The following is a 15056-nucleotide window of genomic DNA, read 5'->3' as shown; positions in this document are numbered from 1 at the left end:
CATAGGAAAACAATTGATAAGTCAGCAAAGCGTGTAACATTAAAACTATATTTCAAAGTTGCCGGTAAAATTAAGGTGCATACTCGGCTTTCTGGGTAATATAAAGTAATAAATATTTTTAAATATTCCTCTTTAAATCGAATATTTTTAGGCGATTTTATGTTTTAGGTATCGTCATTGTTAAGTAATTAAGTTGCACCTTTGCCAATATTTGGAGGTTTTTTCAATAATAATATATTAATTATTAATACTACGTTGAGTTATGCAGAATGTCTTTCAAACTCTTATTACTAGGCTCGCGAAATGCAAAAATGAAGAAGAGGTTCGTATTGCTTGGGTCAGTGCGTTAGAGAAGGCGACTGGTATAGAATTTGATGCAGAGCAAAGTAAACGAGACCTTTCTTATAATAATGTAATAATAGAGTTCAAAGGGCCGGGGAAATTTAAAAATAAGACAAGTGTTTCATTTATTGAAGCAATGAATCACAGACTTCTGCCATATATTTTAAAAGCTGCACATCTAGAGAAAATTCACGAAAGCGATTATATTGGAATTGCGATTGACAACGCCCATTTATGCTTCGCCCAGGTTATTGACGGAGAAATAATTTCACAGCATCTTCTGCCAATTTCACCAATAACTTTTAATATGGTTATTGAGGCTTGTAATTCTTCGAAAAGAAGAGCTGTTACTGCTGATACACTAATAGTAGACTTTGGTCATTCGTCATTGCGTGGCGTTCAAATGATGCAAGCCCTTTCCGATGCTTTATCCGAAGCAATAAACAGTGAAGAACATCACAAAATACAAATGCTGTTTGAAGAGTGGAGAACTCTTTATGGCCAAGTGGCTGATTTATCAAAGGAGCAGCTATATGATATTGATAATACCTTGAAATTTACGTTCGACGGTAAAGAGGAAGATAGGATTCCTGCCTGTCTTTTTGTAATTCATACCTATAACTCACTACTGATTAAACTTCTCGCGGCAGAGATTGTGGCAGCGCATGGACTTACTTCTGGCACTGCATTCGCACAAGAGTTAGCTGTATTGACCGATGACGAAACTTTAGTGCGTAGAATCAAAGAAGATATTGAACACGGTCGCTTCTTTGATGCTGTAGGTATAAAAGGATTTGTTGAGGAAGCTATCTTTAGCTGGTACCTTGATGTCTATACGGGCAAGGGAATGAAGAAAGTCGCAGACGCAATAAGGAATATTCTTGCGCAACTATCTTTGTATAGAACAGATAGACTAGAAAATTCGAGAGATGTACTCCGTGATTTTTATCAAAATCTTGTGCCAGAAACTTTACGTAAAAGTTTAGGGGAATTTTATACGCCAGACTGGTTAGTGGAGTACACAGTTGATTGTGCAGATGTTAAAGACTGGTTGAGTGTACGTGTGCTGGACCCAACTTGTGGTTCCGGCTCATTCTTATGGGAAGTGATTCAAAGAAAAAGAAGAGCTGCAGAAGAAAAAGAACTTGGCCCTGCTGAAACGTTAGAGATGTTGGCTAAAACAGTTTGGGGATTTGACTTGAACCCTCTAGCAGTCCAATCTTCACGCACAAATTTCCTGATCTCTGTTGCCGATTTATTACGTGCAGTTCCTGGGACTTCTTTTGAAGTACCGGTGCTTTTAGCTGATGCTGTATATTCCCCCGCTCGAAATCCTAGTATAGATGAAAATATTGTCGAGTATTCAATTGGTAGCCAGATAGCCAACTTAAAAATTGTCTTGCCTGCTGAATTAGCATTTAATAGAATTCTACTTGATGGTGTGTTTCAGGTTATGGGTGAACAAGTGGAAGATAATATTGAATTTGATGATTGTAAGCGAATTCTACAACAACGTAATCTCCTAACTGCAACCACACAAATAGAATGGGATTCTCCTCTTCGAATTACATATGATCAAGTACTAAACTTACACCGCAAAAATTGGAATGGTATATGGTTCCGTATCGTGCGCAACTTCTTTTGGTCTGCCACAGCAGGCGAGTTTGATGTTGTTATTGGGAATCCTCCATGGGTTAGATGGTCTAAGCTACCTTCGGCTTATAGGGAAAGGGTAAAGCCTATGTGTGAAGGCTACGAAATATTTTCTAGTACGCCATACAATGGTGGAAATGAATTAGATATATCAGGAATGATAACATATACTGCCGCCGACAAATGGCTTAAGCCAGGTGGAAAGTTAGTATTTGTTATAACCCAGACTCATTTTCAGTCACCTTCGTCTGAGGGTTTTAGAAAATTCAATATCAATTCTACCCAACGTTTAGTTCCTCTAAGAATTGATGATCTTAAAGCGTTAAAGCCGTTTCCTAATGCAGCAAACAAAACAGCCGTGGCTGTGTTTAAAAAGCAAACTGGAGCACCTAAATATCCGGTGCCATATAGAGTATGGAATGCTGCTAAAGGTTTCACCAAAGCTATTCCTCCACACATAACAAAAAGTGAAGCTTTGGCAAGAGTGGATATCGTTTCGAAGGAAGCCACACCCGTCGGTGGCGATGGTAGTCCGTGGGCTATTTTGAGCAAAGGGCGCTTTGAAGTAATTCGTGCTCTTAGTAGTCCATGTAAATGGGTTCAAGGGCGAAAAGGAATAACGGCCGATTTGAATGGCCTATATTTTCTTTCAATCACAGGTCAAAATGCTGCAAACGGACTGGTTGAAATAACTACACGCCCCGATGCAGGCAAAAGAGATATAGGTAAACCTAAGACTTTTTGGATTGAGCCACAAAATCTTTATCCGCTTTTGAAAGGTGCATCTGATTTCCAAGCATGTTATTTTAATCCTACTCATGGCCTTTTTGCTATTGTGCCTAATTTAGGGATTAGAAAAGAGAACTATCTGGCCGCTGCCGCAGAGGTCGATGCAAATCAGCCAAATTTGCGAAAATACTTTCAGGCATATAAATCTTCATTAGAAGCCCGCTCAACGTATTCAAAGAGAATGCCAAATGCGCCATATTATGCCATATATAATGTTGGAGACTATACATTTTCACCATTCAAGGTAGTATGGGCAGAGCAATCCGGTAACTTTTGTTCTGCCGTAGCAGGCTCGGCTAACGTACCACTAATTGGCTCACGCCCTTTTGTGCCAGACCACAAGATATTTTTTGTGGATTTTAAGGAGGAATTACCTGCATATTATCTTTGTGGCTTACTAAATTCAACGATTGTAAAAGAGTTTGTAGAAAGCCATAATATTTCAATTCAGGTCGGTGATATTTTTAAACATATGAATTTAGCGGGTTTCGAAAAATCTAACCTTCAACACGTTCAACTAGCAAAGCTTTGCAAAGAAGCCCATATGGAAAACTCATTTGTAGAAAGGAACACATTAATTGATAAGATCCGAATCATTGGTGATAATATTTTAATGCAACATATTTCCGCATATGAACTTTTAAGAAAAACCGACAAGAAGTAAATACTATACTTGATGCGAATTTTTATACTGAATATCAAATGAGGTTGTCAGCATTGTGTCTAAGCCTAGTTCTTCATCCATGCATAGAAGTTCGTATCTAAACCCCTCGCCAATTTTGCCGTTAAAGTCATTCTCTAAGTCTTCTGTTATTCTCCTGTTTTTATTAGAAGCAAAACAATCGTATTCACGACAATACTGGAAATCGTCATGATGAATTTGGCTGTAGTCTATAAGCTTTACTGAGTGATTGTTATTTGGTTGAACCATGGCATTGTTTAGATGGGGGTCGCCGTGCGCAAAGCCGTTGTTATGCCACTGACTCAAAGTCTCAGCTAAGTTCTTAATACATCTCTTTACGAGTTCAATGTCTGTTTTGAGGGTCTTCCGTATAAAGTCGCCCAACATTTCACCGTCTATATACTCAAGTATAATTAACCATTTTCCTTTAAAATGCAGCCGCTCGATATGCTTTACTATAAAATCATACGAATGACATTTTTGAATTTCATTAAACACAGTTTGGCTTCCGTCTCGCCTTCTTCCATAATGGTTATGCACACTCAATCCTACTACCGCACTGGGAGAAGTGCCGTAAAAATGTTTAGCTACAAACTTTTGTCCAGCTTCATCTTGGCATAAATATACGTTTGCGTTAGGCCTTCCTTCCTCAGCAAGTAACCTGATTACCGTATATGTTTTGTTACCCGATTTTATCTGTTCATCAATCATTTTTAAACCCTTTTTTAAATAAGAAAAAATACAGTGTTTATACGGGTAAATATATCATTTAAACGCTTTACATTACGTGCTGTAGTAATAAACTCGTTTAAAAGGCGTTAATAACAGCCAAATCATCAGGCATGAAAATCAAGAAAATTAAAATAAGCAACTATCGTTTACTTAAAGATATGACGATAGATTTAGAGGACATTTTATCTCTCGTAATTGGCAAGAATAATTGTGGAAAAACTTCTTTTCTTTCATTACTAGAAAGGTTTCTTAATATTGAAAATGCCAATAAGTTCACCTTTGATGACTTAAACCTCGTTAGCCAGCATGAGCTTAAAAAAATTATTGATGATTCAGAAGCAGAGCCTAATCTTGAAGACTTCAGTATAAATCTGAAGCTATATATTGAATATAATGAAGGCGACAATCTAACAAACGTAAGCTTAATAATGCTTGACTTAGACCCAGATGTAAAGACCGCCATTCTTTCTTTTGAATATTCACTAAGTGAAGAACACTTCCATAAACTAAAGGCCGATTTTAGTGCGTTTAAGACAACTATTGATAAATATCTGGCTAAGAAATTTGAAGAAGAAAAGGTACCTGAAAAAAGCAGGAAAAAACTAAAAGAGGAAGTGCATCGCAAAAAGGACATCATATATTTTCTAAAAAAGCATCATGGAGATTACTTTAAGATACAGAAGTATGCTTTGGAATTTAATAATGAAACGAATTACATCGATTTGCAGAAAGAGAAAGTTCAAATTGAAAAAATAATAAATTTCAAAAGGATAAAGGCAAAAAGAGATGTTGCAAATGAAAGCGGCTTTTCAAGGGAATCCGATAAAACCCTGTCCAAAATGTCATCAAAATACTATGATAAAATTTCCAACGCAGAAAATGAACTAGAAAATATTGCTCAACTTCAAAATGAATTAAGTGAAACAGATGAAAAACTCAATAAGGTTTATGGTGAGCTTTTTGAGCACGTAATTAATAAGGTGAGGAAATTTGGCGGAGTTAAAAAGGATGAATCTAAGCTCATGATAATTTCATCTCTTGAGGAGAAAAACCTTCTCAGCAATAATACTACCGTAATGTATAAGCATAACGATGAACATTCTTTGCCAGAGGATTACAATGGCCTTGGGTATATGAATCTAATTGCTATGATTTTTGAAATAGAAGTACTACTTAATGATTTTAAGAAAACTAAAATAAAAGATGAAGTGCCGGCAGATATCAACCTGCTATTCATTGAAGAGCCTGAAGCTCATACGCACCCACAAATGCAATATGTCTTCATAAAGAATATAAAATCAATTTTGTCGGATGCGAGTTATGGCTTGGATGATGGTATTAGGTTTAATCTCCAAACAATTATTACTACGCATTCGTCTTGTATAACTACTGAGTGTGATTTTGATGATATAAAATATTTCTATCGGAAAAACATCAATTCCGTTATTGCAAAAAACCTGAAAAATTTGCAAGAGGAATACACGGCTGAAGACCCGAAGGATTATCAGTTTTTAAAGCAATATTTAACGCTTAACAGAACTGAGTTATTCTTTGCAGATAAGGCGATATTTATCGAAGGTGATACTGAGCGAATACTAGTGCCTGCAATTATGAAAAAGCTGGATATTGAGTGTTCCGATATGACACAAATACCATTACTTTCTCAAAATATTTCTATTGTTGAAGTAGGAGCATATTCTCATGTTTTCGAAAAATTCATTGATTTCTTAGGTATAAAAACATTAATAATTACAGACTTAGACTCTTGCAAAAAAGTAACGGCAACCGAAAAGGATGGAACTGTAAAAACAACAAAAGACGGAAAGGAAAAGGAATTGATAGAAAAGTGCAGGGTTGTAGAAGGTAGTCTAACAACAAATTCGGCGCTTAATTTCTTTTACGCATTAAAGGTCTTTAATGATTATTCAAGGCTTACAATAAAAACCTTAAAAAAGAAAGGCGGGAAATGGGCTAAAGATGCTAGTGGACAACTTTTCATCGCCTACCAGATGCCGGAATTAGAATATAATGCTCGTAGTTTTGAAGACTCGTTTATTCATTTGAACAGGGAATTTATAAATAAGCACAAGGACAATTTTATAAGTTTAAAAAATAGAAAGTACTTTGATGACGCAACAATTGATGCCTATAGTTTAGCTGATGAATGCATTGATAAAAAGACCGTTTTTGCTCTGGACACTCTGTTCCATAGTGATGAAAAGTTCAAAAACTGGCAAATTCCTGGATACATAAAAGACGGATTGCTATGGCTGAAAAATTAGGAGTAATTGAAGAAATCTTCTACCATGTTTCCAAAGGAGAAAACTTCTTGCTGAGCGGTGGTGCAGGAAGCGGCAAGACATATTCTTTAGTTCAGGTACTAAAGCGAATATTTGAGTTAAATCCAAAAGCAAACGTAGCGTGTATTACATATACGAACGTTGCTGTTAAAGAAATTAATTCACGAGTCCGTTTTGAGAATTTAAGAGTATCAACAATTCATGATTTTCTTTGGGATAATATCAAAACATTTCAAAAAAACTTAAAGGAGTCGCTTGTCGAACTGATTAGTTCAGAAAAAATTGTAGACTCAAGCGGTGAAGATATTAACTTAAATTACTTGAAAAATAAGGCGGTTGAGTATAAAGAATGGCGAAAAGTAAAAGATGGAATAATTTCCCACGATGAAGTAATTGCGCTGTCTGAATATATGTTTGCAACCTATCCACTATTGTCGGACATCTTAAAAGACAAGTACCAATATATTCTTATTGATGAATACCAAGATACGGCAGCGGAGGTCATAAGGATATTGCTAGATTATCTACAAAAGTCCAAGAAAAAAAATATCATCGGTTTTTTTGGTGACTCTATGCAATCTATCTATGACGGCACAGTAGGAAACATCGTAAGTTATGTCAATTCTGGAGTAGTAAAAGAAGTATTAAAAGAAGATAATAGACGCAACCCTAAAGTTGTTATCGATTTAGCAAATAAACTAAGGATTGATAAGATAAGGCAAAAACCTGCTGACGATGAAAATGCAATGAATTATAATAAGAATGGTTCGATCAAATTTTTGTATTCAGATAATGCTGATTTTACAGCAATTAAGGAAACGGAATATTTTAATGGTTGGAATTTTAAGGATTCTAAGGAAACAAAAGAACTATATCTAACTCATAATCTTATTGCACCCAAAGCGGGTTTCCTTGAGTTAATGGCTATTTACGATAGAGACCCTATCTTAGGCCTAAAGAGCGAAATCATCGCCCGTATCAAAAGAGATAATCTAGCGATAGATGAAACTCAGTCTTTTGATGCTATAGTTGATTTAGTTCCACTCAGAAACAGGCAGCGAGAACTTAAAAAAGACGTTATTCTTAGAAACTATCCTGATTTATATAATGAGTTGAAAGATTTACCTTTTGAAAAGGTAAGGCGGCTTTATCTGGACAAAGACCAACTTATTGGAAATAAAAAAGGTACAGAAGAAGAAGAGAGAAAGAAAGGCTCTAAGAGAGACGGTCTGATAAAACATCTCTTTCATATCCAAGAATGTATTTTTTTATATGAGCAGAGCAAGTACAACGAATTCATAAGAGCTAATGGCTATAAGGTAACATCAATACAAGATAAAATTGATTTAAGGGAAGCAATTAACGTCCTTAAAGGCATGAAAGACCGTTCCATTGAAGACGTTATTGATTTTGCCGACAGTTCCAAAATATGGCCTAAAAGCGATTCTTTATTTGAGTTCCTTGAAGAGAAGGAATATGTATTCAATCGGGTAAAGAAGGTCAAATATCAAGAGTTCTGCAATCTACATGACTACGTAGAAGGCTACACTCCTTTTTCAACACAACACAATATTAAAGGTTCAGAATTTGACAATGTATTTGTAGTTTTAGATAATGGTAGATGGAACGATTATAATTTTGAATACCTATTTTTAGACCAAGGCACACAAAGCGTTTTAGAACGAACTCAAAAAATATTTTATGTTTGCTGCACAAGGGCAAAAGAAAAACTAATAGTATTTTATCATGATCCTAAATCTGAAGTGATTCAAAAAGCGAAAGATTTGTTCGGTCATGGTAATGTATTTAAAATATGAATCGCTTTCATCATATAGAATTGGATGATAATTACAAGTACCGTAAATAATCTCATCAGCTGAAATCTAGTATTTATAAGAATAGCAATCCCTTATCATGGTAGATGAAAAGTGCCAAATCAATGTGCATTAGACATCTACTGATAGATAACCTTCGACGAGGTATGAATATATAGTGAAAGGATCGTTCCCTCCTAAAGCTCGATAGCTTTATCTGGCCTAAAGGTTCTATGTTCACCGTATTTGACGTAACCTAGTTGATTAGTCAACATGAGTGTATTGCCTATTTTATAGTCGGGAATATTGGAATGATGATGGCCATATATCCAACAAGAAACTCTTGACTGAGCAATATAATCGTGAAGTTCCACAGCGAAAGCTTCATTTAAAACATCACCTTTGAATTGCTCAGGATAGTTTTTAAAAGTAGGTATGTGGTGTGTAGTTACAACTGTTTTGCCCTTGAAATCACTCTCGATCTCCGCTTTTATGAATACCAAACAATCTTCGTGTAGTTTATTATACACTTCAGTAGAAAGCTTGGATCCTTTGTATTTTATTATACGAAAATCGTTCATACTGCTCTCAATATACCGTGCATTTGACAAACTAATTTTTGTCCACATCGTAGAAAAGATCAATTTTACGTCATCATGAAAACGCGTAACATTATTGACGAGGTGAACATTGCTCCGTATACTCTCATCTATTGTTCCAACCCGTTCATGAGCTATGATAATATTCATGGTTGCCCGGTATCCAGTAAGTAGTTTCGAAATTATCACTGACATAGTTGAAGAAGTCCTGATTTCTGTGCATTTCAGAAAACAGCATAATATCACCGCCGAGTATTAGTACTTGACCCATAGGAGGTATTAGATTCCTTTTAAGAATTGCATTGTTTTCTCGGAATTCGAGATGGAGATCGGAGCAGTACTGTATTTTGAGTGCCATTTGATAAATCTAAAAGAATAATTACTTCTTTGGAACAAATAGCGGATTTGAAACTTTGTAGCAAAAATGACCACCATTTATTAGTGGTTTAGCGAACGCATCTGGTAAATAATTAAATATGCCGTATTCTTTTAAACGTTCAAGACCCTCATCATCGATGTGTTCGTACCACATAGCATAAGTGAAATATTGTTCTCCTTTTCTATCCATAGGAACTATTTTACCACTCACCAGTTCTTTAGGTGGCAGAGCACTTTTATTGTCTTCGAGGAGGAAGAGGCGTAAATGCACTTTCTTTTTGGTTGATGTAATATTCCTTTCTTTTAGAAAGCTACTTTTCACATGGCGATTTAATTCTGACCTACTGATATTGAAAAAGTTTTCTAACTCATTTGTGCTATACCAACTATCCCTACTATTCGCAATTTCAGCAGGTACTACATTGTTATTAATTGCATTCTGGCAAACTGCGCATTTGAGACCATATTGGTCATACCAAGAGTTTTCTCCGAATGCATCTTCTTCGCATATCTGGCATTTGCCGTTTTTACCATCAAAATGGAAGCCATCAGGGTTTGCTTTCAACAAATTTTCTAACCGCAATTCTTTCTCTGCAAAACTGTAAAGAATACGTGCGTATACTTTGAGGTCATCTAATGCCTTTTCCACCTCTTCATCTGTGAACTCTCGGTTGTGTTCACTTTCAAGAGATTCTTTTAGTCTTTTAAAATCATCCTCTGTTTTCATTGTGCCTGTAATTGGCGCAATGTTATAAATGTCATTTAACCAGAATGTTTCTGGTTTATTACTTGTCTGTTATCTTGGCGTGTCAATTCGTTGTTATTTTCACCTATTGGTCAATATACCTTTTGTCTCATTTTCTGCAACAACTCACCATCTTCATCCATCCATTCCGGCAGGCAATAGAAGTTGCCACGGACACCTTTCAATTTATAAGGAATTAGCCGACCGTGTTTCATAGCTGTATTCAGGAAAGCGGAGATATACTTTTCCAAACTATCCTGCTTCTTGATTATTTCCGGCTGCCGATCTGTAAGAAGCGGTATTATTTCTGCTGAGCGCAAAGGTTTACCTGCTTTGGCGACCAGGAAAACGAGTTTGGTAACCATTGTCCAGCGTTTGTTGTACCCATCGCCCGGATTTTCGTAATTGTGAAGGCCTTCTTTTAGTTTTTGTATCTCCAAATACGCTTCCCGAAGTAATTCCTTGAGAGAATTGACATCTTTTTGCAGTTGTTCTCGTGATTTTTGAGCGTTTTCGCTGGTGTTTTCTTGTGTTTTAGCCATGAGAGTAACTGTTATTGACACGCCAGCAAATTGTTTCCAATATACCACCATGTCAAATCTATGAGAAATCTATGAAGTAGCCATATCGTAGCCGATATATTCTAATAGAAGTTTGATATGGAGGCAATGTATCGCCGAACGGGTTGCTGCAAATTTTGATTATCAGTCATAACCTTTTGACCGACGATATCCTCAAAATCGAACTATATCTTCGGTCAAAAGGTTATGAAGCAATGAAGCCAAACTCTCATTGTACGCTCCAAGTAACACTTATTAATCTGTCTGCAACCCGCTTCAAAGTATTGACTAAATCTCCTTCAGGTGGTAAAACGCCCACCACCAAATCTTTGAATGTTGTATTGTACGCCGTTTTTATCTTTTCCCATGTTTCGGCAGGGTGGCGGAATATGATGGCTTCCTTCGGGTGGTTTTTTAACCACACATTATTGTTTTTGAAGCTAATGACATCGTCATTGCCTACAACTGATAGCAACCTATTGAATTCTGCACTATCAAAGAATTTTGCTACACCCTCATCTTTCAGCATCATGTGGATGTCATAAATATGCCGGATCTTATTCGACAGATCAGTGTAAGGATTTTCGGTTTGGGAGAAACGTACCAGGCTCATTATCTTTTCGCAGAGTGTCCTTTCCTTGCTTAAAACCTTAACTGTAAATGGCTGTAAATTGTATTGTTCAATCATTGCAGCCTGCCCGGCAGCCGACATCATATCAACAACGTAGCAGGTTACATTTGCCATTGTGTGCGGTTCAGAGCTGCCAAGCCAACTTGCTTCCAAAATAATATGCTCCCTTACTTGTCCAAACGTCCCTTTTAAGTTTTCCCGGCTATACTGGTGGGCTGTTTTGCGGATTTGTCCCATTTTGTTTGTGATACCAGGGATTTCGATCTCAGGCATTTCACCATTTACAACATCGGTTATCGCCTTCAATTTTGCTTTCAACTTATTTGCTGATTCACCTTCATTATGAAGCACCACTATATCTACGTCTTCAGAAAAACGCTCGACTAATTTGTAACATTTAGATAATGCCGTACCGCCTTTAAACACAGCCTGTTCTGCAATTTTCGAATGAAAAATTGCATATAAGGCCACGGTTACCCAATAATCCTTTTCAATGTATATTTCCGGGATATTATACCGTTGAGATGTAGCGATAATTGCATCCAGAAAAAGTTCTTTGTTTTTATGCAGGTTCATAACTATTGAATATTCCAGTTTTCAATTGTAGGCAATTGTTGTGAAGTAATTTTGTACTTATAAATCGTCAAAGGGTTGATACTTTTTTTTAATTCTTGCAAAAGGTCGGTAGGGTTTAGCTCACTAAGCAAAGCACCTGTCAAAGCTCTTACTCTTGGTGGATATTTGAGTGCTATCCAAATTAATTTTTCTTTTTCTTTCACAGTAAGCTCGCCAAGTTTATTCAATAGGAAACGAATCGTTTGAGTTTTATCTGCATCTGGGATAGTCTTAAAGTCTTTAATAACATCTAATAATTCCAATAAGTAGTAATTTTCATTAGTAACCTCCACATAGCTTTTCACCGACTTTACTTCAACGCTACCAATTTTTGTAACGATGCGTTTATCCCTACTTGCTAATCTTATGTTTTTAGGTACTTGTGTAGTTATACCCATCCTATTATACAGGGTAATGCCAGTGATATATGCAGTTCTTTGACCACCATTAAAAAGGTATGGCTTTAATAGTTCTTCCTCCCTAGGCATAATATTGCCAAACGCAGTTTGTTTCGGTATATAAAACAATCCTGTAGATGCCCGTTTAATGACTTCCCTTTTTATCAGGCGTTCAATTGCTTTGGTTGCAGCGCTGTACTCATCCTTGGCAATACCTAATTCTTGATATTTGAAAGTATTGCCCGGAATCATTTTGAGTATCATTTTTTCTATTTTTTCTGCCACTCTCATAATTACAAAGATAGGCAATTATATCAAATGTCAAGTATTTTGCGCAGTTTACTTGACATATTAGATAGCAAGTACTATCTGATTTGGTTATGTTTTGCCCATCCTATCGGCGAATACCTGCCAATATTTCATGACAATCAAGAAATCTGATAAAGACTATTTGACAAGCTAAAAATAGATATACATCTCTCCATTTGAACACCATTTGACCGGGATTTGCGAGGATTTAGATGAGAATTAGAATTCATTTAAACCGGAAAATTTGTCAAAAACACACTGTTTTATGGTGTGCTAATTGTAGTACTATTCTTAAATACTTTGGCATGAATATATCTCTACATTTTGCACCATCATCACATTGGAAGAACTACCTATCGTTTCTTAATTCTGGTTGAACTTCCGTAGGTAATCCGCACATAACAACACTTTTCGACATAACTCAGCAATGGTCAACACAGCTCATCACATCTCGGCATAACCTGGTAAAAGTGGCTGTCTGAGTAACCACATTTTTGTATTGAAAACAACAAAGCAGCTTTATGAATAGTAAGATAGGAAACGTAAATTCGTACAACAGAACACATGACATCACCCCGGAAGAAGTAAGGAAATTTGAGAAATTTAAAAACTACACGGATGAGCAGGTGAATGAACTGATAGACACAATAAAGAAATACACTCGGTTTATTTATAGTGTGGTTTCTAAAAGGAAAAAATCTGGCAGGAAAATTGCACTACACATTGATAATCAACAAACTAAAGCAGCATGAGCGACATTACACTATTCAAAACCTTTGCTAAAGGCTCAAATAAGGCAAAAACTAAAGGAAGTAACTGCGTTATCTATACTCGTGTTTCAACCAAGGAGCAGGCCGACAACAATTTAAGCCTCGATACACAGAGGAAAGCTTGTGAAATGTTTGCTAAAAAGGGGAACCTTCAAATTATGGGCAGCTTCGGCGGTACGTTTGAGAGTGCAAAGACCGATGAAAGAAAGCAGTTCAACAACATGCTATCTTTTCTTAAGAAGAGCAGGGAGAAAATATCGCACATCATAGTTTATAGCGTTGATCGGTTCAGCCGTTCCGGTGCTAATGCTATCTACATAGCTGAGCAACTGAAGAAGCAGGGTATAGTGGTTTGTTCCGTAACACAACCTACAGATGCATCAACGGCAAGCGGAAGTCTGCAACAAAATATACAGTTCATATTTAGCGAGTACGAGAACCAACAGCGCAGGGAGAAATGTATGGCCGGTGTAAAGGAAATGCTGCTGCGTGGTGAATGGCCTACTGCTCCGCCTATTGGTTATGACATTCTCAAATCCAATGGCAAGCGGTCTATTGTGCTCAATAAGGATGGTAGGCTGCTCAAAAAGGCCTTCCACTGGAAAGTCAAGGAAAAGGTATCCAGCGAGGAGATTATCAGGAGGCTTGCTGCACAAGGGCTGAAAATAACTAATCAGAGAATTTCAGCCTTTTTCCGCAATCCTTTTTATTGCGGTCTTATGGTTCATACCGCACTGGAAGGACAGGTAATAGAGGGTAATCATGAGAAGATGATCTCTAAAGAGCTGTTCCTCGAAGCGAATGACGTTCTATCTGAAAATAAGCAGGGTTATCGCACTAATCCTGAGAATGACGAAATACCGCTTAAACGGTTTTATAAATGCGATGAGTGTGGGCAGTTTCTCAGAGCATACAAGGCTTACAAGAATCAGAAGTATTATTACAAATGCAACACAAAGGGATGCAACTGCAATATGAGGGCAGATACCCTTCACGAACGTTTTGCTCTAACGTTGTCAGAGTATTGCCTTGAATTTGACGAGGCGATGCAGTACCTGATAAAAGAGCAGATGATTGTGGAATACAATAAGTCGAATGAGCAGAAAGAAGAGAACATTCATAATATCGAAAAGCAATTAGCGGAGGTAGATAAGAAGTTGGAACGCCTTGAAGAACGATTTGTATTGGAGGAAATAACCAGGGATATGTTCGATAAATTCAAGGCGAAATTCACTGACGAAAAGAAGGATATTGAAAAGGAACGGGCGAAATTTGGGAATAGGGTGTCGAACCTTGATTTATACATAGACACAGCCTTTAGAACAACCTCGAAACTCGCTCCAGAATGGGCTTCCGCTGATTACAATGACAGACAAGAACTTCAGTATATGGTCTTTCCTGAAGGAATATACTACAATCGAAAAAAAGACGAGTGTCGAACCCCAAAAGTAAATGTGGCATTCCGTTACTTTGCAAGACTGGCAAGGCTTTCAGGGGAAAAAGAAAAGAGGGAACTGCAATTTGAATTGCATGTTCCCTCTTTGGTAGCGAGAACAGGGATCGAACCTGTGACCTTCGGGTTATGAGCCCGACGAGCTACCGCTGCTCTATCTCGCGATGTGGGTGCAAAAGTACGGAGTTTATTCCATCACACCAAACTAAATTATTTTATTGCTAAATTTATTTATCTGCAATGTCACTTGCCATGTCTCGTTCTAATGTGCCGATGTTGTGTCTTC

General features: G+C 36.9%; 12 protein-coding genes and 1 tRNA gene. 5 read left to right on the top strand and 8 right to left on the bottom strand.

Annotated features, from left to right (window positions below; translation table 11 throughout):
• Positions 1 to 262 precede the first annotated feature (262 nt).
• On the top strand, positions 263 to 3448 hold the full coding sequence (locus tag CJD36_RS21885; RefSeq protein WP_105041346.1) for an Eco57I restriction-modification methylase domain-containing protein: 3186 nt from the start codon (positions 263 to 265) through the stop codon (positions 3446 to 3448).
• Positions 3449 to 3451: 3 nt separating this feature from the next.
• On the opposite strand, the gene CJD36_RS21880 is transcribed toward CJD36_RS21885, so the two are convergent.
• Positions 3452 to 4177, bottom strand: coding sequence for a lipopolysaccharide core heptose(II) kinase RfaY (locus CJD36_RS21880; protein ID WP_105041345.1), 726 nt, complete (start codon positions 4175 to 4177; stop codon positions 3452 to 3454).
• 131 nt (positions 4178 to 4308) lie between these two features.
• Here CJD36_RS21880 and CJD36_RS21875 point away from each other — a divergent pair, with 131 nt between their 5' ends.
• Together CJD36_RS21875 and CJD36_RS21870 are read left to right on the top strand one after the other, a co-directional pair.
• Positions 4309 to 6480: an AAA family ATPase gene (locus tag CJD36_RS21875; RefSeq protein ID WP_105041344.1), complete on the top strand. Its 2172-nt coding sequence runs from the start codon at positions 4309 to 4311 to the stop codon at positions 6478 to 6480.
• On the top strand, positions 6465 to 8315 hold the full coding sequence (locus CJD36_RS21870) for a UvrD-helicase domain-containing protein (RefSeq protein ID WP_105041343.1): 1851 nt from the start codon (positions 6465 to 6467) through the stop codon (positions 8313 to 8315). Before CJD36_RS21875 ends, CJD36_RS21870 begins: the two co-directional genes overlap by 16 nt.
• Before the next feature lie 194 nt (positions 8316 to 8509).
• On the opposite strand, the gene CJD36_RS23560 is transcribed toward CJD36_RS21870, so the two are convergent.
• From CJD36_RS23560 to CJD36_RS21845, 6 genes are all read right to left on the bottom strand, one after another.
• Positions 8510 to 8893, bottom strand: a complete 384-nt coding sequence (locus tag CJD36_RS23560) for a metallophosphoesterase family protein (protein ID WP_205685682.1) — start codon at positions 8891 to 8893, stop codon at positions 8510 to 8512.
• 145 nt (positions 8894 to 9038) lie between these two features.
• Complete coding sequence (locus CJD36_RS23555; RefSeq protein WP_205685681.1) at positions 9039 to 9269, bottom strand: metallophosphoesterase; 231 nt, start codon at positions 9267 to 9269, stop codon at positions 9039 to 9041.
• Positions 9270 to 9290: 21 nt separating this feature from the next.
• The gene (locus CJD36_RS21860; protein WP_105041342.1) at positions 9291 to 10016 is read right to left on the bottom strand and encodes a hypothetical protein; all 726 of its coding nucleotides are present in this window, start codon (positions 10014 to 10016) and stop codon (positions 9291 to 9293) included.
• Between the two features lie 110 nt (positions 10017 to 10126).
• Positions 10127 to 10576, bottom strand: a complete 450-nt coding sequence (locus CJD36_RS21855) for a hypothetical protein (protein WP_133162755.1) — start codon at positions 10574 to 10576, stop codon at positions 10127 to 10129.
• A gap of 247 nt (positions 10577 to 10823) precedes the next feature.
• Complete coding sequence (locus CJD36_RS21850; RefSeq protein WP_105041340.1) at positions 10824 to 11801, bottom strand: nucleotidyl transferase AbiEii/AbiGii toxin family protein; 978 nt, start codon at positions 11799 to 11801, stop codon at positions 10824 to 10826.
• Positions 11802 to 11803: 2 nt separating this feature from the next.
• Positions 11804 to 12529 (bottom strand): DUF6088 family protein, encoded by a 726-nt coding sequence (locus tag CJD36_RS21845; RefSeq protein WP_105041339.1) that lies wholly within the window; start codon positions 12527 to 12529, stop codon positions 11804 to 11806.
• Positions 12530 to 13068: 539 nt separating this feature from the next.
• Between CJD36_RS21845 and CJD36_RS21840 the strand changes: the two genes are divergently transcribed.
• Both CJD36_RS21840 and CJD36_RS24070 read left to right on the top strand, forming a co-directional pair.
• Positions 13069 to 13299, top strand: coding sequence for a hypothetical protein (locus CJD36_RS21840; protein WP_105041338.1), 231 nt, complete (start codon positions 13069 to 13071; stop codon positions 13297 to 13299).
• Positions 13296 to 14903, top strand: coding sequence for a recombinase family protein (locus CJD36_RS24070; RefSeq protein WP_394337902.1), 1608 nt, complete (start codon positions 13296 to 13298; stop codon positions 14901 to 14903). The genes CJD36_RS21840 and CJD36_RS24070 overlap by 4 nt, the downstream gene beginning before the upstream one ends.
• On the opposite strand, the gene CJD36_RS21830 is transcribed toward CJD36_RS24070, so the two are convergent.
• Positions 14860 to 14934 (bottom strand) — tRNA-Met (locus tag CJD36_RS21830). The two genes, CJD36_RS24070 and CJD36_RS21830, sit on opposite strands and share 44 nt — an antisense overlap.
• Positions 14935 to 15056: the final 122 nt, after the last annotated feature.

Source organism: Flavipsychrobacter stenotrophus (assembly GCF_002954265.1).
Lineage (GTDB): Bacteria > Bacteroidota > Bacteroidia > Chitinophagales > Chitinophagaceae > Flavipsychrobacter > Flavipsychrobacter stenotrophus.
The sequence above is the reverse complement of the archived record's forward strand: the minus strand, read 5'-3'. Positions and strand labels throughout refer to the sequence as shown.

Bases quoted from the DNA above. Each gene is read 5' to 3' on its own strand.
- CJD36_RS21885 (WP_105041346.1), top strand. From the start codon at position 263: ATGCAGAATGTCTTTCAAACTCTTATTACTAGGCTCGCGAAATGCAAA.
- CJD36_RS21855 (WP_133162755.1), bottom strand. From the start codon at position 10,576: ATGGCTAAAACACAAGAAAACACCAGCGAAAACGCTCAAAAATCACGA.
- CJD36_RS21840 (WP_105041338.1), top strand. From the start codon at position 13,069: ATGAATAGTAAGATAGGAAACGTAAATTCGTACAACAGAACACATGAC.
- CJD36_RS21850 (WP_105041340.1), bottom strand. From the start codon at position 11,801: ATGAACCTGCATAAAAACAAAGAACTTTTTCTGGATGCAATTATCGCT.
- CJD36_RS23560 (WP_205685682.1), bottom strand. From the start codon at position 8,893: ATGAACGATTTTCGTATAATAAAATACAAAGGATCCAAGCTTTCTACT.
- CJD36_RS21845 (WP_105041339.1), bottom strand. From the start codon at position 12,529: ATGAGAGTGGCAGAAAAAATAGAAAAAATGATACTCAAAATGATTCCG.
- CJD36_RS21875 (WP_105041344.1), top strand. From the start codon at position 4,309: ATGAAAATCAAGAAAATTAAAATAAGCAACTATCGTTTACTTAAAGAT.
- CJD36_RS24070 (WP_394337902.1), top strand. From the start codon at position 13,296: ATGAGCGACATTACACTATTCAAAACCTTTGCTAAAGGCTCAAATAAG.
- CJD36_RS21880 (WP_105041345.1), bottom strand. From the start codon at position 4,177: ATGATTGATGAACAGATAAAATCGGGTAACAAAACATATACGGTAATC.
- CJD36_RS21870 (WP_105041343.1), top strand. From the start codon at position 6,465: ATGGCTGAAAAATTAGGAGTAATTGAAGAAATCTTCTACCATGTTTCC.
- CJD36_RS23555 (WP_205685681.1), bottom strand. From the start codon at position 9,269: ATGGCACTCAAAATACAGTACTGCTCCGATCTCCATCTCGAATTCCGA.
- CJD36_RS21860 (WP_105041342.1), bottom strand. From the start codon at position 10,016: ATGAAAACAGAGGATGATTTTAAAAGACTAAAAGAATCTCTTGAAAGT.